18 protein-coding genes and 1 pseudogene are annotated in these 22,593 nt (G+C 69.3%); 7 read left to right on the forward strand and 12 right to left on the reverse strand.

Annotated elements, in window-relative coordinates; translation table 11 throughout:
• Positions 1-43: 43 nt before the first annotated feature.
• Entirely contained in the window at positions 44-703 is a 660-nt protein-coding gene (locus LCL61_RS33130) for a hypothetical protein (protein ID WP_340683385.1), read from the forward strand.
• A 140-nt stretch (positions 704-843) separates the two neighbouring features.
• Here the strand turns inward: LCL61_RS33130 and LCL61_RS33135 are convergent, their stop codons facing one another.
• Positions 844-1,758 carry a hypothetical protein gene (locus LCL61_RS33135; RefSeq protein ID WP_340683386.1) on the reverse strand — a complete coding sequence of 305 codons (915 nt, stop codon included), beginning with the start codon at positions 1,756-1,758 and terminating at the stop codon, positions 844-846.
• Positions 1,759-2,103: 345 nt separating this feature from the next.
• On the opposite strand from LCL61_RS33135, the gene LCL61_RS33140 reads away from it, so the two are divergent.
• The 4 genes from LCL61_RS33140 to LCL61_RS33155 all read left to right on the forward strand — a co-directional run bounded on the left by LCL61_RS33140 (position 2,104) and on the right by LCL61_RS33155 (position 4,819).
• The gene (locus tag LCL61_RS33140) at positions 2,104-2,730 is read left to right on the forward strand and encodes a DUF6801 domain-containing protein (protein ID WP_340683387.1); all 627 of its coding nucleotides are present in this window, start codon (positions 2,104-2,106) and stop codon (positions 2,728-2,730) included.
• Between the two features lie 73 nt (positions 2,731-2,803).
• The gene (locus tag LCL61_RS33145; protein ID WP_340683388.1) at positions 2,804-4,180 is read left to right on the forward strand and encodes a DUF6801 domain-containing protein; all 1,377 of its coding nucleotides are present in this window, start codon (positions 2,804-2,806) and stop codon (positions 4,178-4,180) included.
• 58 nt (positions 4,181-4,238) lie between these two features.
• Positions 4,239-4,436 (forward strand): hypothetical protein, encoded by a 198-nt coding sequence (locus LCL61_RS33150; protein ID WP_340683389.1) that lies wholly within the window; start codon positions 4,239-4,241, stop codon positions 4,434-4,436.
• Positions 4,437-4,480: 44 nt separating this feature from the next.
• Positions 4,481-4,819, forward strand: coding sequence for a hypothetical protein (locus LCL61_RS33155; protein WP_340683390.1), 339 nt, complete (start codon positions 4,481-4,483; stop codon positions 4,817-4,819).
• Between the two features lie 293 nt (positions 4,820-5,112).
• Here the strand turns inward: LCL61_RS33155 and LCL61_RS33160 are convergent, their stop codons facing one another.
• From LCL61_RS33160 to LCL61_RS33180, 5 genes are all read right to left on the reverse strand, one after another.
• On the reverse strand, positions 5,113-6,396 hold the full coding sequence (locus LCL61_RS33160) for a helix-turn-helix domain-containing protein (protein ID WP_340683391.1): 1,284 nt from the start codon (positions 6,394-6,396) through the stop codon (positions 5,113-5,115).
• A 220-nt stretch (positions 6,397-6,616) separates the two neighbouring features.
• On the reverse strand, positions 6,617-7,411 hold the full coding sequence (locus tag LCL61_RS33165) for an arginase family protein (protein WP_340683392.1): 795 nt from the start codon (positions 7,409-7,411) through the stop codon (positions 6,617-6,619).
• Between the two features lie 100 nt (positions 7,412-7,511).
• A complete protein-coding gene (locus LCL61_RS33170) occupies positions 7,512-10,889 on the reverse strand; it encodes a pyruvate carboxylase (protein WP_340683393.1) in 3,378 nt (1,125 codons plus the stop codon).
• 88 nt (positions 10,890-10,977) lie between these two features.
• Positions 10,978-11,877 (reverse strand): S8 family peptidase, encoded by a 900-nt coding sequence (locus LCL61_RS33175; protein ID WP_425342075.1) that lies wholly within the window; start codon positions 11,875-11,877, stop codon positions 10,978-10,980.
• 70 nt (positions 11,878-11,947) lie between these two features.
• The gene (locus tag LCL61_RS33180; RefSeq protein ID WP_340683395.1) at positions 11,948-13,108 is read right to left on the reverse strand and encodes an erythromycin esterase family protein; all 1,161 of its coding nucleotides are present in this window, start codon (positions 13,106-13,108) and stop codon (positions 11,948-11,950) included.
• A 31-nt stretch (positions 13,109-13,139) separates the two neighbouring features.
• On the opposite strand from LCL61_RS33180, the gene LCL61_RS33185 reads away from it, so the two are divergent.
• Positions 13,140-13,748 carry a TetR/AcrR family transcriptional regulator gene (locus LCL61_RS33185; RefSeq protein ID WP_340683396.1) on the forward strand — a complete coding sequence of 203 codons (609 nt, stop codon included), beginning with the start codon at positions 13,140-13,142 and terminating at the stop codon, positions 13,746-13,748.
• A gap of 287 nt (positions 13,749-14,035) precedes the next feature.
• Here LCL61_RS33185 and LCL61_RS33190 read toward each other — a convergent pair.
• Positions 14,036-15,162: pseudogene (locus tag LCL61_RS33190) on the reverse strand (DUF222 domain-containing protein).
• 200 nt (positions 15,163-15,362) lie between these two features.
• Between LCL61_RS33190 and LCL61_RS33195 the strand changes: the two are divergent.
• The gene (locus LCL61_RS33195) at positions 15,363-15,770 is read left to right on the forward strand and encodes a hypothetical protein (protein ID WP_340683397.1); all 408 of its coding nucleotides are present in this window, start codon (positions 15,363-15,365) and stop codon (positions 15,768-15,770) included.
• Here LCL61_RS33195 and LCL61_RS33200 read toward each other — a convergent pair.
• The 5 genes from LCL61_RS33200 to LCL61_RS33220 all read right to left on the reverse strand — a co-directional run bounded on the left by LCL61_RS33200 (position 15,760) and on the right by LCL61_RS33220 (position 22,495).
• Positions 15,760-16,263: a GNAT family N-acetyltransferase gene (locus LCL61_RS33200; RefSeq protein ID WP_340683398.1), complete on the reverse strand. Its 504-nt coding sequence runs from the start codon at positions 16,261-16,263 to the stop codon at positions 15,760-15,762. The genes LCL61_RS33195 and LCL61_RS33200 overlap by 11 nt on opposite strands.
• 2 nt (positions 16,264-16,265) lie before the next feature.
• Positions 16,266-18,293: a caspase family protein gene (locus LCL61_RS33205; RefSeq protein WP_340683399.1), complete on the reverse strand. Its 2,028-nt coding sequence runs from the start codon at positions 18,291-18,293 to the stop codon at positions 16,266-16,268.
• Positions 18,290-18,670, reverse strand: coding sequence for a hypothetical protein (locus tag LCL61_RS33210; RefSeq protein WP_340683400.1), 381 nt, complete (start codon positions 18,668-18,670; stop codon positions 18,290-18,292). The genes LCL61_RS33205 and LCL61_RS33210 overlap by 4 nt, the downstream gene beginning before the upstream one ends.
• 83 nt (positions 18,671-18,753) lie before the next feature.
• Positions 18,754-20,907 carry an ATP-dependent DNA helicase RecG gene (recG, locus tag LCL61_RS33215; RefSeq protein ID WP_340683401.1) on the reverse strand — a complete coding sequence of 718 codons (2,154 nt, stop codon included), beginning with the start codon at positions 20,905-20,907 and terminating at the stop codon, positions 18,754-18,756.
• Positions 20,908-20,911: 4 nt separating this feature from the next.
• Positions 20,912-22,495 carry a DAK2 domain-containing protein gene (locus LCL61_RS33220; RefSeq protein ID WP_340683402.1) on the reverse strand — a complete coding sequence of 528 codons (1,584 nt, stop codon included), beginning with the start codon at positions 22,493-22,495 and terminating at the stop codon, positions 20,912-20,914.
• Positions 22,496-22,593 lie beyond the last annotated feature (98 nt).

Consider the following 22,593-nt stretch of genomic DNA (forward strand, 5'->3'; position numbering starts at 1 on the left):
TTCGTCCGCTTTGTAAACCAGGAGAGAAAACGAGGAGAAAACCATGTTCGGTCGAACGCGCCCTAAAACAGCCCGTCGCCGTCTCGGCACGGTCGTCGCGCTCACGTCCGCGCTCGCCGTGGCGGGCAGCCTCGCCGCGACCCCGGCCCTGGCGGACGATCCGGTGGAGATCCCGGTGTCCTACACCGTCACCGGGAAGACCACGGTGAAGAAGACCGGCGGCACCCTCGATCTCGGCCCCGGCCAGCTCGACGGCGCCCTGGTCATCGACGGTGACAACGTCGGCATCCGCGGAAACCTTTCCCTGCCGCCCTCGACGGCGAACATCTCGCTGGTCTCGGGTGTCTTCAAGATCAAGGCCCGCGTGCGGATCGAGCCGACCGGCCCGGTCACCGGCACGCTCGCCAACGGCGACCTGACCACCCACTCGCAGGCGAACATGCTGATCGACAACATCGTGGTCGGCCTGTTCTGGCCGGTCATCCCGCTCCCGACGGTGCCGAACGCCTGCAAGACCGTCAAACCGCTCGACCTGACCCTGGTCTCGAAGAACGTCGACCTGTTCGCGCCGACCATCCCGTCTTCGGGGACGTTCACCATCCCCGAGTTCAAGGACTGCTTCATCAACGACCTCGCGCTGGGGGCGTTGATCTCCGGTCCCGACAACACGATCGACCTGAGCATGAAGTCCAACCTGTCCTGACACCCGTCGGGCCTGCAGTCCGTGAAGGCCTCCTTCCCTACCTTCAGGGTAGGCAAGGAGGCCTTCACGNCGTCGGGCCTGCAGTCCGTGAAGGCCTCCTTCCCTACCTTCAGGGTAGGCAAGGAGGCCTTCACGGACCGTCAGCAGAAATACGGCGCCGTCGGGTCGACCAGCGCGACCCCGGTACTGTCACCTGCGGAAACGGCGTAGACCGGAGCGCAGACCCCGGAGAACTTCCAGAAGTCCGTCGGCGGTTCCGTGCTGGTGTCACGGCTTTCCGACTTCACGTTGCTGCCCCAGGCGAAGACGCTCCCGTCGGCTTTCAGCGCGACATTGTGGTTGAAGCCCGCGTCGATGGCGACCACACCGGACTGCGCCTCCGGCGGAACCGTGGCCTGGCCGTAGAAGTTGTCACCCCACGCGATGACGCCGCCGTTCTTCAGCGCGATGCTGTGCCGGAACCCGGCGGAGACCGCCGACACCCCGGACGTGGCCGCCGCGGGCACGGTGATCTGGCCTTTCCCGTTGCTCCCCCAGGCGACGACGCCGCCGTTCTTGAGCGCCAGCCCGTGATCGCCGCCCGCCGAGATCGCGGTGACCCCGGACGAGACCGTCGTGGGCACGGCCGTCCTCGAACCCCAGCTCAGCACGCTGCCGTTCGTTTTGAGCGCCAGATTGAAGTACGCGCTGGTGGAGATCGCCGTGACCCCCGACGTCGCGGCCGCCGGTACCACGTTCTGACCGTAGAAACCGTTGCCCCAGGCGATAACGCCGCCGTTCTTCAGCGCGAGTTCGTGCGCCCAGCCGGCGGCGATCGCCGAAACCCCGGACGTGGCCGCGGACGGGACGGCCAGCTGGCCGTAGCTGTCGTTCCCCCAGGCGATCACCCCGCCGCCCTTGAGCGCGAGGTGGGTGATCGCGCCCGCGGAGACCGCGCTGGCGCCGAGCGCCGCGGCCGGTATGGTCCCCTGCCCGTAGTCGTTGCTCCCCCATGGCCGCGCTTCGCCGGTCGGCGCGGCGCTTGCCGTACCGGAAAGGGAAACCGTTGCGATCATTACGGTAATCGCGACGCCCGCTACCCGTCGTGATCCCGATCGTCGATTCTCGGAAGACATGCGCGGAATGTTAACCCGGTTCCACCGATCGGCCGCCTCTTTGTCATCCCCGGACAAACTTCATAATCTAATTCAGCGCGCGCTGACAAGAAAGAACGGGCCCATCGCCCACTTCGAAACATGTCGACATGAATCCTTGTTACGTACATAACTCGCGGGTAACCTCGGTTTACCCCACCACCGAGAAAGCCGCTCGAGTCGAGCATATTTGATCAGAAAAATCCGCCGAAAGGCGCATGGGGAAAGCCGCCCGAGACGTAAACTGGATCAAAGGAGATGACAGGTATGTCCCGTAGACTTGGCAAGTTGTCAGCAGGCGTCGCCACCACCGGCATCGTGTTCGGCGCCGTCGCCGTGCTCACCGCCGGCACAGCCGCGGCCGCGACCACCTACGCCACCGGCACCGTCGCCTACATGTGCAACTTCCCCGGCATCGGCCAGCAGCAGCTGGACGTGAAGGCCCAGTTCGACGGCCCGACGTCGATCGCCTCGGGCGGCACCGCCACCCCGACGAACATCTCGGGGACCGCGACGATCAACGCCACCATCAACGCGCTGCTCAACGCCGCCAACTACGACGGCGTCCGCGGCAAGGCCAACATGCCGATCACCATCACCAACGCCACGCCCACTTCGGCGACGGTGACGAACCTGAACGTCCCGACCCAGATCAACCCGTACGTGCCCGGCCCCCGGTCGTTCAACATCGTCCAGGACGCGGGCACCGGTGTCCCGACGTTCACCGCCGGCGCTCCCGGTTCGGCGACCGCCTCGCTCGGCACCACGATCAACGCGCCGCTGGACTTCCACAAGAAGGACGGCACCTGGACGACGTGGAACTTCAACTGCACCGTGAAGAACACCAACCCGGCACAGAACCGCGCGTTCAGCCCGGCGATCCCGATCACCTGATGAACCACCCGTGCGGGGCGGGGACGCCCGCCCCGCACGGTCTCCATCCGCGCAAGGCACGAGAGGAACACCCATGACACAGCAGGTTCGCCGGGCACTCGGGAGGTTTCCCGTTCTGGCGGGCGTCATCCTGCTCGTGGGGGTGAGCGGCGCACTGTCCTCTTCGGCCGCGACCGACCCGGCCACACCACCGCCGGCACCACTGCAAGGCGCCACGTCCGCGCACCAGAGTCTCGCGAACACCTGTGTCTTCCCGGATCCGGCTGGGGAACGACCGGTCACGATGGACGTCCAGGCGACACTGCCGAAGGTCGTCCAGACCGGAAAGCCCGTTCAGGTCAAGGACTTCTCGCTGACCTTCACCATCGGCGAAGGGTCACTCGGAGCCGTCGCCGAGGTCGCGGGCGGTGCGACCGTCGAGCTCACGGCCGCGAACGGGGACAAGAAGACCCCGATCCCGGTGTCACTGACGATCCCGGCGACGAAGGTGCCCGCCACCGGCGAACTGAAGCTGGTCGCGACGGGCACCGTCCCCGACATCCTGCTGAAGGTGCCGTCCGAACTGCGGCTGAGCACGGGCGCGCCGTCGCTCGCGCTGACCGCCGCCGAGACACCGCTGAAACCGATCACCTGCACCCAGGCGCCGGACCAGAACACGCTGCTCGGCAGTGTCGCGCTCCTGCCGCTCGGAAAGCCCAAGCCGGAGTCCGGCAAGCCCGGTGAGCAGAAGAAGCCCGGTGCCGACGCGCGAGCCGCTGATGACGTCCACGCCAACGCCCTCTACCCCATCGCGTTGCAGCCGTTCGAACTGCAGGGCACGTCGTCGATCACGAAACTCGGCGCCTTCGCCCGGCTGAAGCCCGCGTTCATGGTCAACGCGGTGTGGCACGTCGACCTGGAGAACACCGAAGGACCCGGCAAGATCACCGGCTCCGTCATGATGCCGCCGAGCACGATCACCTTCCTCGGTTTCGGCTTCGTCCCGATCACCGCGACCATGGAGCTGTTGCCGGAGGACTACGCGACCGGCAATCACATCATCGACGTCGACGGCGTTTCGATCCCGGAACCGGAGGGCAGCTCGACCGTCCTCACCCCGCTCAAGGTCTACGGGAAACTGAGCGGGGTCACCATCAACGGGGTCGGCCTCGACGTCGGCGACAACTGCCTCACCGCCGAGCCGATCAAGATCAATCTCCGCGGGGAGAAGTACGGGATGTTCACCGGTGGCGTGGTGCGCACCGATCCGAAGTGGACGGATCCCGCCTATCGGGACTTCACGCTGCCCCCGTTCTCGGGCTGTGGTGTGAAGGAGGATCTCGACTCGCTGTTGAGCGGGATGGCGTCGGGGCCGGGGAACCAGGCTTGTGTCGGGGTCAACCAGGTCGGGCTGCCCTGGGACCTGGAGCGCAAGTGCCCCAATGTGGATCCGCCGGTGGCGCGCCGCTGAGGATCGGCGAGGCCACCGATCCGGCGAACGCGCGCCGTCCGCCCGTTCACTTCGGCCAGTGCGGCACGTGTCTCGGCCGAGCGGCGCCGTCCAGGGAGGCCGCCGCGAAGCCGGGGGTTCGTCGAAGTCGCGAATGGCCGGCCCCGGCCGCCGCACCAACGCGGGCAGTGTCGAGGCGCCGGGCGATTCGCGTTACCGCAGCTACTACCGGATCGGCGAGAACGCTTTCGCAGCATTGGGGTACTTCATCTCATGAGGGAAAACCAGACGGTATCGCCCACGTTCTCGGAGGTCCTGTCGATGACCTTCGGGGAACTCACCGACATGCTGGCGGCCGTCGATCCCTCGCGGCTGGCGAGGGCGGATCCGATCGACCTGCTGGAGGCGCCCTGGGCGTTGATGGTTGCGGCACTGCGCCGAGATCGCCGGGACGTTTTTCTCCTGGCTGATGCCCTACGGCGGTTACAGCAGGCAATCCGCGACGGCGAACAGGTTCCATCTGTCCGCCACGCTGATCCTCGCCATCGGCCCGAGGACGGACATCGTTCCTGCACGACTCGCCGCCGGTCGAAACGGCACGCGACCTCCTGGCGGATCCGGCGCCAAGGCCTGAAGCCGGCGCGATCGTCGGACGACTGAGCCTGCTCAGGCAACTCCGGCGGATCGACCATCTCTTTCCCCCGTCCGCGGAAAAGGAGCGCTACGAACTATGGAAAACGCTGTGAGAGCACAGACCCGAAGACCCGCCAGCGTGCGGACGGCGCTCGTCGTCGCGCCCCTCTGCGTGGCCACCGTCCCGACGGCCCCGGCCGGGATCGCCGAGGCCGCACCGGTGACGGCGGCGGTGGGACAGGCGGTCACGCCGCCGGTCTCCTCCGAATCGGAGAAGCTGCGCGCGGCTCACCGGGGTCACCCCGGCGGCAACCAGGCCGCTACGAGCCACTCGGCGTCCACTGTGGACTCTTGCGCGGCGCCGGAAGCACCTCAGGCAGCGCGAACCCCGCTGACGCCGAAGAAGGGCTGACCCCGGCCCGCAGCGCGAGTTCCATCTCGAACCGCGCCCCCGGGTCACGCAGGTGCTCGCCGAAGGTCGCCTGCAACTGCCGCATGCGGTAGCGCACGGTCTGCGGGTGCACCTGGAGGCGCTCGGCGATGTCGACGACGTTGCCCTGGCTGTCGAGCCAGGCTCGCAGGGTTTCGAGCAGTCGCTCCCGCTGTTTCCCGGTCATCTCCGCGAGCGGGGCGAACAGGCGGTCGCGCAGCTGGCAGGTCAGCGCGGCATCGGCGTTCACGAGCAGGGTGGCGAGGTGTTCTTCGGCGCGGATCACCCGGCGGGCCTGGATGATGCCGCGTTCGGACAGGTGCAGGGCCTCGCGCGCCCAGCGGAGGGAATCGGCGACGGAGTCCAGCGGGCGGCACGGGCCGATCGAGAGCCGGTAGTCCGGCAGCGCGGCCTGCAAGGTGGCCAGCCGGGCGACGGAGATCTCGCCGGGGACCAGCACCCTCGGCTCGGCGCAGTCGAGTTCGGCGAGGACGTCTGAATCCACGGCGTTGTGCCGCCGGGGTCTGACGGTTTCGCCGATCGGGTGCAGCACCACCGGCGTCGCGCGCTCGGGCACCGTCCAGCCGGTCAGCTGCGCGAGTTCCGCGATCGCCTTCGCCGGCGCGGGCGGGGTTTCCAGCACCAGGTGCAGCAGTTTGCGGCGCCACGTGTCCAGCGCCCCCGCGGTGCGCGCCTTCGCTTCGAGGTACCCGTCCAGCGCGACGGACGCGAGTTCGTCCATGAACGCGAGCATCGCGTCGGCCAGTTGCGACATCACCGCGGACGAGAGGCCGCTGCGGCGGCCGACCCGCATGATGCGCCGCCACGAGACCCTGGCACCGACCCGGTACGCCGACTGGAGGGTGTCGAGGCTGCGGCCCTCCCGCATCTCGTTCTGCCCGAGGCGGTGGTGGACCTCGTGCGACTGTTCCTTGGAGACGCTCGGATCCGCGATCTGGGCGACGAACAACGTGATCGCGTACTCGACGCCCGCGCGGATCGACTTCCCGTACGGCCCGTCGAGCGGGCGCGCGTACGCGGGGATGGTCGCCCGGATCTCGTCGACGATCTCGTTGGCGAGACTGCCCAGTTCCGGTCGCAAAATGTCGGCGAGCTTGCGGGGAAGTGCCGCAGGGGGCTGCGCAGCGTGTTCGATTCCGCGCTCCACCGACATCGCAGCTCCTTTGCTCCGCCCAGCGTCCCGACCTCCCACGATCGTCGTGGGGTGACAACGAACACATCGCGGAGTCGCTCGTGAATGTGTCACCTTTCGCAGAAGAAACCGATTTCTTGTCATCATCGTGACAAAATCACGGGTCACCCCTGAATTTTGATGACAAGTGCCCGGCAAACGCCTCGCGCGGTACGTACGAACGGCCGATGAATACGGAGCGTCACTGCTTTCCGGTGAGCAATTCCCCGAGTACTTCGAGCACGGGCTCCAGCACGCGGACCTCGGTGCCGGCGCATTCGGTGATCCCCGCGCCCACGACCTCGAACCCGCTCAGCCCGCGAAGCATCGCCACCAGGCGCTCGATCGTCAAGCCACCGGGCTCCGGATAGTTCAGCCCGCCGAACTCCGCCGGGTCGAGCACGTCGAGATCGAGATGGACGTAGACCTTGTCCGCGCCGGCCAGCCCGGCGGCGACGTCGGCCGTCTCGACGACGAGCCCGCGGTCGACCACGGCCCGCTCGGCGTCGTCGAAGGCCCTCGTCCCCGCGAGGACGACGCGTCCGGGTTCGACCGGCGGGTTCGCGGCGAACTCCGGGTCGCCCTCGCCGAGCAGCGACCGCAGCACCATGCCGTGGAACGCGCCGGACGGCGACGTCTCCGCGGTGTTGAGGTCGGAATGCGCGTCGAACCACGCGACGCCGAGCCCCGGCCCGAAGCGGTAGCGCGCGACCCCGATCGGGATCAGCTCGACGCCGCAGTCCCCGCCGATGGTGAGCACCGGACCGCCCGGCGCTTCGAGGGCGGCGAGCTGCGCCGTGCGGTTCGCGCCGGTGAGCACCGCGCGGTTGGCGATGCCGTCGACCACGGGCGACGTCTCGCGCGTCTGGCGGATGTGGTGCACCGGCACGCCCAGCACGTGGCCCGCGAGCTCGGCGAGCGCGACGCAACCTTCGGGCAACTCCGGCGCGCGTTCGGTCAGAGCGCCCTGGAACTGGGGTACGGCATTGATCAGCACCCGGTCCAGGCTAGCGGCCGAAGGGCCCTTTCCCCGCATCAGACGTGACGAAAGGGCCCTTCACCGCGTGGCATGCGGTGAAGGGCCCTTTCAGCCCACATCACTCCAGGACGAGGAGCAGGTCCCCGCCTTCCACTTGCTGGACGGCGTTGATCGCGCGCCGCGACACCTTGCCGCCGCTCGCCGCGGTGATCGACGCCTCCATCTTCATCGCCTCGATGGTCGCGACCGTCGCACCGGCCTCGACCTCGTCGCCCTCGGACACCTGCAACGTGACCACGCCCGCGAACGGCGCGGCGATCTGCTTCGGGTCGCCCTTGTCGGCCTTCTCCGTCGCCGGGATGTCCGACGCGATCGAGGTGTCGCGGACCTGGATCGGGCGCAGCTGGCCGTTGAGCGTGGACATCACCGTGCGCAGCCCGCGCTCGTCCGCCTCGCCGATGGCCTCCAGCTCGATCAGCAGCCGGACACCCTGTTCGAGGTCGACCGAGTACTCCTCGCCCGGCCGCAGGCCGTAGAAGAAGTCCTTGGACGGCAGGACCGAGGTGTCACCGTACTGCTCGCGGTGCGCCTCGAAGTCCTTCGTGGGCCCGGGGAACAGCAGCCGGTTCAGCGTCGCGCGCCGGTTCTCGGCCAGCCCCTTGCGGTCCTCTTCGGACAGTTCCTGTACCGGCTTCGGCCGCGCCCGGCCTTCGAGTGCCTTGGTGCGGAACGGCTCCGGCCAGCCCCCGGGCGGGTCGCCCAGTTCGCCGCGCAGGAAGCCGATCACCGAGTCGGGGATGTCGAACTTGTTCGGCTCCGCCTCGAAGTCGGACGGCGAGACGCCCGCGCCGACGAGGTGCAGCGCGAGGTCACCGACCACTTTGGACGAAGGCGTGACCTTGACCAAGTGCCCGAGGATCTTGTCCGCGGCCGCGTACATCGCTTCGATGTCCTCGAACCGCTCCCCGAGACCGAGCGAAATCGCCTGGGTGCGCAGGTTCGACAGCTGACCGCCCGGGATCTCGTGGTGGTACACCCGCCCGGTCGGCGAGGAGAGCCCCGCCTCGAACGGCGCGTAGATCTTGCGCACGCTCTCCCAGTACGGCTCCAGGTCACCGATCGCCTGCAGGTCGAGCCCGGTCGGCCGGTCCGAGTGGTCGGTGGCGGCGACGAGCGCGGAAAGCGACGGCTGCGACGTCGTGCCCGCCATGGACGCGACGGCACCGTCGACGGCGTCCGCCCCGGCCTGGATCGCGGCCAGGTACGTCGCCAGCTGGCCACCCGCGGTGTCGTGCGTGTGGATATGCACCGGGAGGTCGAACTCCTTGCGCAGCGCGGAAACCAGCCGCGCCGCCGCCGGCGCCCGCAGCAGGCCCGCCATGTCCTTGATGGCCAGGACGTGCGCCCCCGCGCCGACGATCTGCTCCGCCAGCTTGAGGTAGTAGTCCAGCGTGTACAGCTTCTCCGACGGGTCCGACAGATCCGAGGTGTAGCAGAGCGCCACCTCGGCGACGGCGGTCCCGGTCTCGCGGACGGCTTCGATCGCCGGGCGCATCTGCTCGACGTCGTTGAGCGCGTCGAAGATCCGGAAGATGTCGATGCCGGTCGCCGTCGCCTCCTCGACGAAGGCGTTGGTCACCTCGGTGGGGTAGGGCGTGTACCCGACGGTGTTGCGGCCCCGCAGCAGCATCTGCAGGCAGATGTTCGGCACCGCTTCCCGCAGCTTCGCCAGCCGCTCCCACGGGTCCTCCGCCAGGAACCTCAGCGCGACGTCGTAGGTCGCGCCGCCCCAGCATTCCAGCGAAAGCAGCTGCGGCGTGGTCCGCGCGACCACCGGCGCGACCGCGAGGAGGTCCTTCGTCCGCACCCGGGTGGCGAGCAGCGACTGGTGCGCGTCACGGAAGGTGGTGTCGGTGACGCCGATGGTCGGCGACTCCCGCAGCCAGCGGGCGAAACCGTCCGGGCCCAGTTCGGTGAGCTTCTGCTTCGAACCGGGCGCCGGTTCGAGATCCTTGGGCAGCTTCGGCAGCTTGACCTGCGGGTCGAGGGTGCGCGGACGCTCGCCGTGCGGTTTGTTGACCGTCTTGTCGGCGAGGTAGGTCAGCAGCCTGGTCCCGCGGTCGGCCGAATGCCGCGCGGTGAGCAGATGCGGGCGATCTTCGATGAACGACGTCGTGACGCGGCCTTCGCGGAAGTCCGGGTCGTCGAGGACGGCCTGCAGGAACGGGATGTTCGTGGCCACACCGCGGATCCGGAACTCGGCGACCGCGCGGCGGGCACGGCCGACGGCGGTCTTGAAGTCGCGGCCGCGGCAGCTGAGCTTCACCAGCAGTGAGTCGAAGTGCGCGCTGATCTCGGTGCCGGCGAACGCCGTCCCGCCGTCGAGGCGGATACCGGAACCGCCGGGCGAGCGGTACGCGCTGATCATCCCGGTGTCCGGGCGGAAGCCGTTGGCGGGATCCTCGGTGGTGATGCGGCACTGCAGCGCGGCGCCGCGCAGGTACACCTTGTCCTGCGACAACCCCAGGTCGTCGAGCGTCTCGCCGGAGGCGATGCGCAGCTGCGACTGGACGAGGTCGACGTCGGTGACCTCCTCGGTCACGGTGTGCTCGACCTGGATACGCGGGTTCATCTCGATGAAGACGTGGTTGCCGTCCCGGTCGAGCAGGAACTCGACGGTGCCGGCGTTGCGGTAGCCGATCTGGCGGGCGAACTTCACCGCGTCGGCGCAGATCCGGTCCCGCAGTTCGGACGGCAGGTTCGGCGCCGGGGCCAGCTCGACGACCTTCTGGTGCCGCCGCTGGACCGAGCAGTCGCGCTCGAAGAGGTGGATCACGTTGCCCGCGCCGTCGGCGAGGATCTGGACCTCGATATGGCGCGGCTCGACGACGGCCTTCTCGATGAACACCGTCGGGTCGCCGAAGGCCGACTCGGCCTCGCGCGCGGCGGCTTCGATGGACTCGCGCAGCTGCGCGGGCTCCTGGACGCGGCGCATACCGCGCCCGCCACCGCCGGCGACGGCCTTCACGAAGACCGGGAAACCGATCTCCTCGGCGGCGGCGATCAGCGCGTCGACGTCGGAGGACGGTTCGGAAGAACCCAGCACCGGCACCCCGGCTTCGCGCGCGGCCTTGACCGCGCGGGCCTTGTTACCGGTCAATTCGAGGATGTCCGCGCTCGGTCCGACGAAGGTGATGCCTTCGTCCTCGCACGCGCGCGCGAGGTCCGGATTCTCGGAGAGGAAGCCGTAGCCGGGGTAAACGGCGTCCGCGCCCGCCTTCTTGGCGGCCGCGACGATCTCCTCGACCGACAGATAGGCCCGCACCGGGTGACCGGGTTCGCCGATCTCATAGGCCTCGTCGGCCTTCAGCCGGTGGAGCGAATTGCGGTCTTCGTGCGGGAACACAGCCACCGTGCCCGCGCCGAGCTCGAATCCGGCGCGGAACGCGCGGATGGCGATCTCACCCCGGTTGGCGACCAGTACCTTGCGGAACATGCCGGTCCTTCCCATCATCGGATCGGTAGGTGAGGCACGTTACCCGTTCGGTCCCGCAGGGCGGGAGTCGTTGCCCAGGTGATGGACATCATCCCCGCCTGAGTTGCACACCCGGACTCTGGAGCAGCCGGTTCGAGGTGCCCTCGTGGACCCCGGTCAGCACGTCGACCGCGGCGAGGTCCACGAGCGCCTTCGCGACGTCCGGCGCGGAGACGGCGGGATGCAGGGACCGGTACAGCGCGGCCACCCCGGCGACGTGCGCGGCGGCCGACGACGTGCCGCTGAGCACCCTTCCGCCGCTGCCACCGGCGTTGGGTCCCGGCACGTCCACGCCGGGGGCGAACAGGTCGACGACCTCGCCGTGGTTCGACGTCGACCCGACCTGGTCGCTCGCGTCGGTCGAGCCGACGGTGAGCGCTTCGGTGACCCGTCCGGGGGAGAACTTGCCCGCGTCGGTGGCCTCGCCGCCCGCCGGGAGGGCGACCGGGACGACCGCCGCGAGCGCGCGGACGGCGGCGTCGAGCTGGTCGTTGGCCGTGCCGCCGATACCGAGGACGGCCACGGCCGGCTGCTGCGCGTTCTGCGTCACCCAGTCGATACCCGCGATGATCTTGTCCGTCGCGCCGCCGCCCTGTGCGTCGATCACCCGGACCGGGACGATCTGCGCGCCCTTCGCGACCCCGAAGGTCCTCGACGCGGCGACACCGGCCAGGTACGTGCCGTGACCATTGGTGTCGGTGGTGTCCGTGCCGCCGTTGAGGAAGTCCTTACCGGGCTTCACCCGGCCGCCGAAGTCCGGATGCGCCGCGTCGACCCCGCTGTCGATCACGTAGACCGTGACGTCCTTCGCGTCGGTCTCGTAGTGGTAGAGCTGGTCGAGACCCGTTCGCTGGTCGATCCGGTCCAGCCCCCAGTTCGGCGGGTTTTGCTGGACTTCCGTCGCGGAGGCGGGCTGCGCCACCAGCACCAGCAGCGCCAGCGCGGCCATGACCCGTACCAGTCGAATGATCATGCCTTGGCTCTACGCCTGTACCCCGGGGGGCGGCAACCCCGGAGTGTCACCCGTTCGACTGGTCTTGCCCGATATGGCCGCTGACCGTCGATTTCGGGAAGCAGACCAGCGCGTCGAAGGCGTCGGCGACGTCGACGGGGTTAACCAGATGCGCGTGCCGGATGCTCTGGGGTCCCGCGGTTCCCCGTCGTGCGCGGAGGTCCACGAGCCCGGGGCCTTCGGCTTCGACGCTGCCTTCGGCCGGTGCGTCCAGTTCTTGGCGGTACACGGTGAAACCGAGCCGCGCGGCCGGATCGGGCTTGAGCCCGGTGGTCTCGCCCTCGACGGCGGTGAGCCCGAGCGCGAAATAGTCGTCGCCGAACTCGGCGGCCAGATGCGTGCCCGCCGAAGGTGAGGCGAGCCCGGGGAACGGCGAGAACGGGACGCGCTGGAGGTGTCCGTTGTGGAGCATCACGACGATCTTCGTGTCGGCGCCGTGCAGCCGCCGGATCAACCGGACGGTCTCCGCCATGTACGCGTCGCGCGAACCGCTCTGCAGGGCGGGCGCGTCACCGGACATCATCGCGGCGACCTCGGCGAGGTACGCGTCGACGCGCAGTGCGCCTTCGACGTGGTGCTCCGCGACGGCGGTGTCCCCGTAAACGGGACGCAACGAGGTCAGGTGCGTCTTGAGCCGGGTGAGCGCCGCGGTCGCCTTGTCCTTGGCGGCGTCGTCGAGAGCGGCGTACTTGGCGGGCGCCTCCGCGCTGCTGACCGACGCGTACCCCTTGGCCGCCTCGATCGCCGCGTCGACCAGGCTCGTCGCGGCGTCATCCACAGTGGACAGATAGGCGCGGGCCGCGTCGAGCGACGGCACCGGCGAGCCCGCGGAACTCGGCACATCGAGGCCGTAGTACCGGACGTCGCCCCGTTCGCGGAGCCACGTGAGCATTTCGTGGGCCTCAGGCGATTCCCCGAGCGAGAAGGAGAAGCCGTCGCGGCCGATGTCGGCGACGTCGCCCGGGGCGCCGTTCAGCCAGTCTTCGACGAGCTTGCCCTCGGCGAAGCCGGACTCGAAGGCCACGACCCGGAAGCCGTGCTGCTCGACGAGGTGCTGGAGCAAACGCTTGCGCAGGTCGCCGAACTCGTGGATGTGGTGGTTGTTCTCACCGATGGCGACGATCTTCGCGTCACCGATGAGTTCGGCGATCTTCGCTGGGTCTGACATACTGCCCACACTAACGCAACAGGAGTAGCAATTGGCAACCTCCGGTACCCAGCGGCCCGGCGGCCGGACCGAACGCACCCGCCAGGCCGTGCTGCACGCCACCCTCGACCTGCTGGCCGAACGAGGGTTCGGCGAACTGACCGTGGACGCGGTCGCCGAGCGGTCCGGGGTGCACAAGACCACGGTGTACCGGCGCTGGTCCTCGCCGGACGGCCTCGTCGCCGCCGCGCTGCAGATGGGCGCGGAGGACGACTGGACGGCGCCCGACACCGGTTCGCTCGAAGACGATCTGTACGAAGTGGCCGCGGAGGTCGTGCGGTATTTCACCGAGCCCGCGCTGAAGGAACTGCCCACGGCGTCGGTGCTGGCGGCGTTCCAGTCGCCGCAAGCGGCCGAGGCACTGCACGACTTCTACGCCGACCGGCACCTGCGCATGGCACCGATAGCGGAGCGGGCCGTCGCGCGGGGCGAGGCCCCTTCCGGCACGGACGGCGACGAGCTGGTGCGGGCGGTGTGCGGACCGATCTTCTACCGGCTTTTCCTGTCGCGGGAAAGCGTCACGGTGGCGGAGGCGCGGGTCACGGCGCGGGCGGTGGCTGTCGCGGCGCGGGAAGGTGCTTTCGTGCGGTCGCGCGATTAGTCCTGGCCTGGGGGTTCGCGTGGCGTGGGCCGCAGTGGCTACGCATTCAGTCCTCTCGATGCGGGTGCTTCGGGTGAAGTCCTGGGCGCCGTTCCGTGGGGGACTCTCTGTGACACCGCCAGTCGCAATGGAGCGCGTGCAGGCACTTGCCGAGTCCACCGGGAAGAATCGGCAGGTAGTGAAGGGCTCCTTCACTACCCTCAGGGTAGGCAAGGAGTCCTTCACGGAGGTCCGGGCGTGGGCATGGCGAGGGGGCCGTCGCCGGTGCGCGGGTTGGCTCCTCGGGTTCAGCGGTGGTGGAGGGTGTTGCGGCGGGGTTGTCGGAGCGGATCCCGGTATTGGGGTGGGATGAATTCCGGTAGCCCGTCGGCGGCCATGTGGACATCCCAGTCGCCGTGGTGGATCAGCCGATGGTGGAAACCGCACAGCAGCACCAGATTCCGAAGATCCGTCGGGCCACCGTCTGCCCAATGGCGACTGTGATGAGCGTGGCAATTCTTGGGTTTCCGAGGGCAGCCAGGGAACGCGCGGCCACCGTCGCGGATGTTGAGTGCTCGTCGTTGGCCGAGGGTGACGAAGCGTCGTAGCCGTCCCACGTCGAGGGGTTCTCCGGTGGCGCTCATCACCACACGCTGTGCCGAGACCCGACTTGAGTTCGTCGAGTCCGATGGTGACGTTGACGAGGGTCCGGTAGCCGCTGGTGCCGGGCTGGTCGGGGCAGGCGATCGCCAGGTCGAGGATGTCGGCCCAGGCGTTCGCACTTCATCCGCAGATCGGCTTGCCCGAACTCATCGACGGGCCGGGGCTGGGCATAGGCCTCCAACGCGGCGGCGGTGCGGGCCCCGGTCTCGTCATCGAGCAGACCGGTCAGCTTCCAGAACCCATCCTTACGACGCTCCAGCGTGATCTCGCGGCGCGGCTCCTCGGTCTCCGGATCCTTCGGCTCGTTCCCGTCCGGGTCAAGCAACGCCAGCAAATTCGCTTCGGCCTCCGCGAGCTGGCATCAGCGCGGTCCTCAGGAGAGGTGTCGGGCCGGGAGTCTCTTCAAGATCTGATCAATCCGCTCGTCCCCGACCAGGCCCTCGGCGGCGACAGCGGCAGTGGCGGGAGCGACTGCGGGAACTTCGGTGCCATCCAGAGCCCGGGACCGGTTCAACGCGAGCGCGCGTTTCAGCACGGGCTGAGCCTCACCACGGGAAAGCCCCGCCACATCCGCGAACCAGGCGGCCGTCGACCCGTAACCGTACAAGTCTTTCGCGCCCCGAGACTCGATCTTCGCCAGAAACTGCCCCAAACCGGCGGTAGCCATCCGAATCACCCGCACAGACTGCTGCACGCCATGAGCAAGCTCCAGCTTGCCGGCGTGCCACAACTCCTGCGGCAACTCGGGAAGGAAAGTCCCGGAAACCCTCAATAATACCGCAAATAATCGAACACGTGTTCGTAACTTTAAGCGACAATGAAATTGGACTAATAACACTCAAGGGTGATCGAGCCCGCAAGCGCCGCTACACCTTGAAGTCCCAGACACCGAGAACTGAGGACAGTTTTACCGTCAACACCAACGCCTTCCAGACCCCAAACTGGTCTCTCCGCACCAGGAGAGGGGACCACATGACCGAGGAAGTCCGGAACCGGCCGGTGGAGATGCCGGGCAGGCTCAAGATCGTCCGCGGTTTCCTTTGGGCGCAAGCGGTCCTCAACGTCCTCGCGAGCGTGCTCGTGACCGCCCTCGCGGTCAACGAGCTCGAGCACGGCAACGAGGAGGCGGGCCTCGCCTTGGCGCTGGCACTCCTCGGCTTCGTGGTCGCCGTTGTCCTGATCGCTTGCGCGATAAGGATTTCCCGCGGTTCGCCGTGGGTGCGGCCGACGGTCATCGCCGTGGAGGGGCTGGTCGTGGTCATGGGGCTGGTCAGCCTGGTCAACGGCGGGGCGATCACCCAGCTGATCGGGATGGGCATCGCCGTCGGCGTCATCGTCGTCCTCACCAAGCCCGAGGAAAGCGCCTGGTTCAGGCGCTGACGAGGTCGATCCGGTAGCGCACTTCGGAAAGCGGGACGTCCTCGCCGGGCATGGTGTCGGTCTTGGTCGCCCCGTCCGGCGCCCATCCCCCAGCGGCGTAAAAGCGCTGGGCACGCTTGTTGGTGTCGAGCACCCAGAGCGTCGCCTGGCGATGTCCCGAGTCCCGCAGCGCGGCAACGGCGGTGTCGAGCAGCTGTCTGCCCAGACCCGTGCCCCAGCGGCCGGGGTCGAGGTAGATCGCGCGCAGTTCGCCGCGGATGCGGTCGACGGCGGTGAAGCCGAGCAGCGCTCCGTCTTCGACCAGGACCAGGATGTCGCCCTGGTTGGCGGGGTCGGCGAGAGTCCGCTGCCAGCGGGCGGCCCGGCCCTCGACGGAAAGATCGCGTAGGTAGAGCTCGGGCAGGAGGCCCTGGTACGCCGACTGCCACGACCGCACGTTCACCTCGGCGATCGGCCAGGCGTCCTCGACGGTCGCGGGGCGGATCGTGGCCATCGTCAGCCTTTCGCCTTGCGGGCGGAGAAACCGGTCATGATGGCCAGCGCGAGCACCATCGACAGCGCGACCCCCCAGCCGGCACCGGTCACGCTCGAACTGCTCGGCATCGCGTAGAAGAGCGCGCACACCATGACGATGCCGCCGCCGGCCACCCCACCGAGGAAGGCGACCCCGAAGGCCGCCGGCCGCAGCAGCGCGCCGAGCAGCGTCCCGATCAGGAGCACCACCGAGAGCACGAGGTAGATCGCGGCCTCGGCGGCCCGGCTCGACGAGTAGTCCACCAATTCGACGGCCTCCGTCACCAGCCCGGCCGCACCGGCGGTCCCGGCCACGAGGGCCGCGATGGCGAGTCCATCCCTCGGCTTCCCCAGCCCGAGGCGGAAACTCCGGTCACGCCGCACCGCGATCAGCGCGCAGACGGCCCCGGCGAACAGGCAGCCGTCGGAGAGGACGAGGACCACCGGGCCGGACGGGATCGCCGAGAGCAGCGCCAGTCCGCACAGCGCTCCCGGCCCCACCATCCGGCGCGTGTTCGGCAGGAGCATCACGATCCCCGCCGCGATCGCGAAGACGACGAGCGGCGAGAACGTCCAGCCGCCGTCTTCGAAGAAGTCCTCCACGCTGCTGAGCGAGAAGGCGATGGCCACGAGGTACACCGCGGCCGCGAACGCGAGGATCGCGGCGGCGACGGCGAACGGATCGGCCTTCGGCGGTGGAGCCGCGGCTTCGGCGGGCCGTACGGGCTCCGGGGCCTGCTCGGGCCGCGGCCGAGGTGGCGGCGCTGGTTCCGCGACGACCTGGCCCTCGACCCGCACCACCACCTCGCCGGTCGGCCCGGTCACGGTCACCCGCGCCTCGAACGCCCCGAGCTCCGCCCGGTCGAGCACGATCTCGGCCTCGTCGCCGTCTTCGGTCACCCGCAGCCAGGAATGCGAAGACGCGAACCGGCACGCCCGCGCGATCGGCGGTCCCTCCAGCCGGATACGCGCCACCGGCCGCGATCCCCGGACGACCTCACCGAACCGGACCACCTCGGGCTCGGTTCGCACCCGCGCTTCCCGCCGCGCCAGGTCGGCGGCCTCGGCGATATGCCGGATGTCGGTCTGCGCCATCGTGGTGAGCACTTCGTGCGCGCCGATGGCGACGGAGAGGTTCTCGCTCGCCAGCCGCCGCTGGAGTTCGGTCACCGCGCCGAGGCGGGTGAACATGTTCGGATCCTCGCTCGCCGCACGCAGATCGGCCGGGACCGGCGACGGTTTGATCCGGCGGCGCCTGCTCCTGGCCAGGTACAGCTCGCCCTGCATCTCGATGTCGCGGCTGGGGGTCTGGTTCGGGTTCCGCTCCCGGACGCTGTCGAACAGGTAGTCGTACAGTTCGCCGAGCGCGACCCAGCCGTCCTCGTCGCGGTCCGCGTCGCCGGTCCGGAGCCCGTCGACCAGTGCCGACGTGAACACCGACGGGCGGACGTGATCGTCGGCGAGGTGATCGCCTTCGAAGGCGTACTCGATGGAGTTCGACGCGGTGATCACCGCACGGCCGCGGCCGCCGAAACCGCCGACCGGAAACGCGTCGAGCACGTTGGCCTCACCGGTGGCGCGCACGGCGACCCCTTGACCGAAAGCGCCGCCGTAGCAGCAATCCAGCAGGAGGACGATGCTCCGCGACCGGCTCATCCGCATGCAGCGCTGGACGAAATCGGCGGGGACGGCGGTCGACGCGAGCCGCTCCGGCCGGGTGTTACGGGCGGCGAAGAACAGCTCACCCGATTCGCTTTTCAAGCCGTGGCAGGAGAAATGCACCAGCAGGACGTCGTCCGGCGCGCTGTCGGCGAACAGGTCCTCGACCCGGCCCGCGATCACGTGCGCGGTCTCGTCGCGCACCACCTGGACGTCGAATTCGCTGATGGCGCGGTCGGCGAGGACCTCGGCGAGCGCTTCGGCGTCGGCGGCCGGGGACCGCAGCGCGCTCAGCCCGGGGTTGTCGTACTCCCCGTTGGCGATGATCAAGGCACGCCGCTCGCCGGTCATGGCGACGAATGCCTGCTCACGAAGAGATCGACGAGCTTGTCCTGATCGGTGAGCGTCGCTTCGGACAGCTCCAGCACGTCGCCGTCGATCTCCAGCCGCACCGTGCGCTTCACCCGTCCGCCGCGCGAAAGCCACTCCCGCACGGCCGCGACGACCGAACGCAGTCCCTCGGCGGACTGTCCCAGCGTGACCAGCAGTCCGCCCACCGTCGCGACGTCGAATCCCCGCGAGCCGGGCGGCGCCGGACCGGCGGGCAGCGCCTTGACCTCGGCGACCCCGCGCTCGATCAGTTCGCTTCGGAGGTACCCGGTGAGCTGGTCGACCCGTTCCGCGTCGGCCCCGTCCTCACCGAACTGGACCCGCACCGCTGCTGTCATCCCCGGCCTCCCTCGCCCGTACGGAACGAGGAAACCCCGCGGCCCGCCCGGCGGCAAGGTCCGATCGGGCAGAGATGTTCACGTCAGCTTTTTTCCAGGTATTCCACGCGATCTTCGTCGACGACGTCGGCGATCATATGCGCCAGCCCCAAGTAATTCCCCAAGGCCGGGTCCTTTTCGACGATTTCCAACGCGCGGGCCCTCGCCTCGGCGATGACGTCCTCGTCGCGCAGCAGCGACAGCAGTTTCAGGGTCGACTTCTTCCCCGACTGCGCGGCACCGAGGATGTCGCCCTCTCGGCGCAGTTCAAGGTCCATTCTGGACAGTTCGAAACCGTCCGTCGTGGACTCGACGGCGGCCAGCCGCTCGCGGGTGGTCGTCCCGTCCAGGGTTTCGGTGACCAGCAGGCAAAGCCCCGGCACACTGCCCCGGCCGACCCGCCCGCGCAGCTGATGCAGCTGGCTGATGCCGAACCGGTCGGCGTCCATGATCACCATCGCGGTCGCGTTCGGCACGTTCACGCCGACCTCGATCACGGTGGTGGCGACGAGCACGTCCAGGTCACCCCTGGAGAACGCCTGCATCACGGCGTCCTTGTCGTCGGCGGGCATCCGGCCGTGCAGGACCCCGATCTTCAGACCCTTCAACGGTCCTTCGGCCAGCTCGGGCGCCACGTCGAGGACCGCGAGCGCGGGCCGCTTGTCGCCCTTGTCCGACGCCGGTTCGTCGCCGATGCGCGGACAGACGATGTACGCCTGGTGGCCCTTGCCGCATTCCTCGCGGACCCGCTGCCACGCCCTGTCCAGCCAGGCCGGCCGCTCCGCGACCGGCACCACCGACGTCTTGATCGGCGACCGGCCGACCGGCATCTCGCGCAGCGCGGAGATCTCCAGATCACCGTAGACGGTCATCGCGACCGTGCGCGGGATGGGCGTCGCGGTCATGACGAGCACGTGCGGGCTGGTCTCGTCGGAGCCGCGGGAGCGCAGCGCGTCTCGCTGCTCCACCCCGAAGCGGTGCTGCTCGTCGACCACGACCAGGCCGAGATCCGCGAACGACACCGTGTCCTGGATGAGCGCGTGCGTGCCGACGACGATCCCGGCCTCACCGCTGACCGTCTCCAGCAACGCCTTCTTGCGTTCCTTGGCGCCCATCGACCCGGTCAGCAGGGTCACTCGCGTCGCGTTCTCCGCGCCGCCGAGCTCGCCCGCCTGCCCGAGGTCGCCGAGCATCTCGCGCAGCGATCGGGCGTGCTGAGCGGCGAGGACCTCCGTCGGCGCGAGCATCGCCGCCTGCCGCCCGGAATCGACGACCTGCAGCATGGCGCGCAACGCGACCACGGTCTTGCCGGAACCGACCTCTCCCTGCAGCAACCGGTTCATCGGATGCTCGGTGGACAGATCCCTGGCGATCTCATCGCCGATCTCCTGCTGGCCCGAGGTCAGCGCGAACGGGAGCCGTTTGTCGAAGGCGTCGAGGATGCCGTCGTCCTTGTGCGGGCAGGCCTTCGCGGGCCGCGAGACCAGGGAATGCCTGCGCTGCGCGAAAATCAGCTGCACCGCCATGGCTTCGTCCCATTTGAGCCGGTCACGCGCGGAGTTCAGCGCCTGCCAGCTCGACGGGCGGTGGATACCGCGCAGCGCGCTCTCCAGGCTGGGCAGGCCGTATCGGGCGAGCAGCTCGATCGGCATCGGGTCCTCGTCGACCTCCAGCACGTCCAGCACCTGCCGCACGGCCTTGGCGATCACCCAGGTCGGAATCCCCTGCGCCGCCGGGTACACCGGGATGATCTCGGCGAGGAAGTCGTCCATCGCCTCGGCCTGCCGATCGGCGTCGAACAGCTCGTACTCGGGGTTCGCCAGCTGCAGGACGTCGCGGAAAGCGGTGACCTTGCCCGCGAAGAGCCCGTTCTTGCCGGGCACGAGTTCCTTTTCTCGCCAGGCCTGGTTGAAGAAGGTGCACTGAAGACGACGTTTGCCGTCGGTGATCACCATTTCGAGCAGGGTGCCGCTGCGCGCCTTCATCCGGCGCTTGCTGACGCGCTCGATGCGCGCCATCACGGTGGCGTGCTCGCCGAGTTCGAGCCCGGCGATGTCGGTGAGCTGGCCGCGCTCGGCGTACCGGCGCGGGTAGTGGCGCAGGAGGTCGCTGACCGTCTCGATCTTGAGGCCCTTGGCGAGGGCCTTCGCCGTCGCCGCGCCGACGACCAGCTTGAGGTCCGCGCGCAGGTTGGTCATGCGGTCACTCCACCCCCATCAGCAGCACGGCGTCGGTCTGGCCGCCCGCGTAACTCGTCACTTCGACCTCGGGATGCTCCAGGCGCAGCTGATCGGCCAGCTCACCGGGCAGCCGGACCGGCGCGTCGAGCCCGGTCAGCACGGTGACCAGCTCGCCGCCGAGGGCCAGCATCCGGTTCAGCACGCCGACCGCCGCCGCGACCAGGCTCGTCTCCGAGGCGGGCGCGGGCTCGATCAGCACGACCTCGCCGTCGACGAGACCGACGACGTCACCGGCCTGCGCCCGGCCCACCCAGGTTAGCGACTCCTCCTGCGCGATCCTCAGTTCGCCACGCCTGGTGGCGGCGGCCGCTTCGGCCATCGCGACCACGTCGTCGTTGGTGCGGCGGCCCTGGTCGTGGACGGCCAGCGCGGCGAGCACCTGGACGGGTGACACGCACGGGATGACGACGACGTCGCGATCCGCGGCCATCGCGTGACCCGCCGCCGCGTCGGCCGCCGCGGTCAGCTCCTGACCGCCGGGAAGGAGGGTGACGTGATGCCCGGCGGCCTCGTTGATCAGGCCCAGCATCTCCTCGACCGTCGGCTCGACCCCGTGCGGCACCGAAAGCACCGCGACCCCCTCCGCGCGGAGGAGTTCGGCCAGCGGCCCGCCGTGGACCACGGCGACCACCGAACGGTCGATCCCGCCGCCGACCTCGACCGGGGTGGGCGTGATCAGCGGCTCGACCCGGACCCGGCGCGGGCGGCCGAGCTCGATCCCGGCCTCCAGCGCCGCGCCGATGTCCGCGCAATGGACGTGGACGGCATACGCGCCGGCGCCGTCCCCGGCGACCGTCACGCTGTCGCCGAGGCCGCTGAGGGTCTTGCGAAGCCCGGGGAGACTGGTTTCGTCGACGCCGTCGAGCAGGTACATGACCTCCCAGGCCGTCGGCGCCTCGATCGTGTGATGGTGATGCGCCTCGAGCGGGTGCTCCGGCTCGGTGAGGCCGCCGGAGATCACGCCGGAAAGAGCGTCGAGGACCGCGACGAGGCCGCGGGCGCCCGCGTCGACCACACCGGCCACCGCCAGGACTGGCAGCTGCTTCGGGGTCTCTTCGAGGGCTTCGGCGGCGACGCTCGCCGCCGAAGCGGCCACCTCTTCGAGTGACCCTGTCGCGTCACGGACGGCGGCGGCGACGGTGTGGAGGACGGTCAGGATGGTCCCCGCCACCGGACGGCTCACCGCGCCCGTGGCGGCCCTGTCCGCGCAGCCGAGCGCCTCCGCGAGCCCCGGCCCGTCGAGTTCCCTCACGGCCGCCGACTCGGCGATCCCGCGCACGACCTGCGACATGATCACGCCCGAGTTGCCCTTGGCCGCCGCGACCGCGCCCTTGGCGAACACCGACAGCGCCTCGGCGGCCGTCGCGGGCTCGGCCTCGGCCAGCGCGTCACGGGCCGCGGTCATGGTGAACAGCAGGTTGGAGCCGGTGTCGGAGTCGGCGACCGGGTAGACGTTGATGCCGTCGATCGCCGGCCGGAGCACCGCCAAGCTGTGCACACAGGCCGCCGACCAGGCCGACACCGCCGCCACGTCCAGCACCCGCACCGCGTAACCTCCTAGCTGTTCCAGCGAGGGTATCGACCCGGTGCCGGAGGGCTCTGAGCCACTGGTTACTATGGTCGAGTTGCCCAGCATGCTGGGCG

Source organism: Amycolatopsis coloradensis (assembly GCF_037997115.1).
Taxonomy (GTDB): domain Bacteria; phylum Actinomycetota; class Actinomycetes; order Mycobacteriales; family Pseudonocardiaceae; genus Amycolatopsis; species Amycolatopsis coloradensis_A.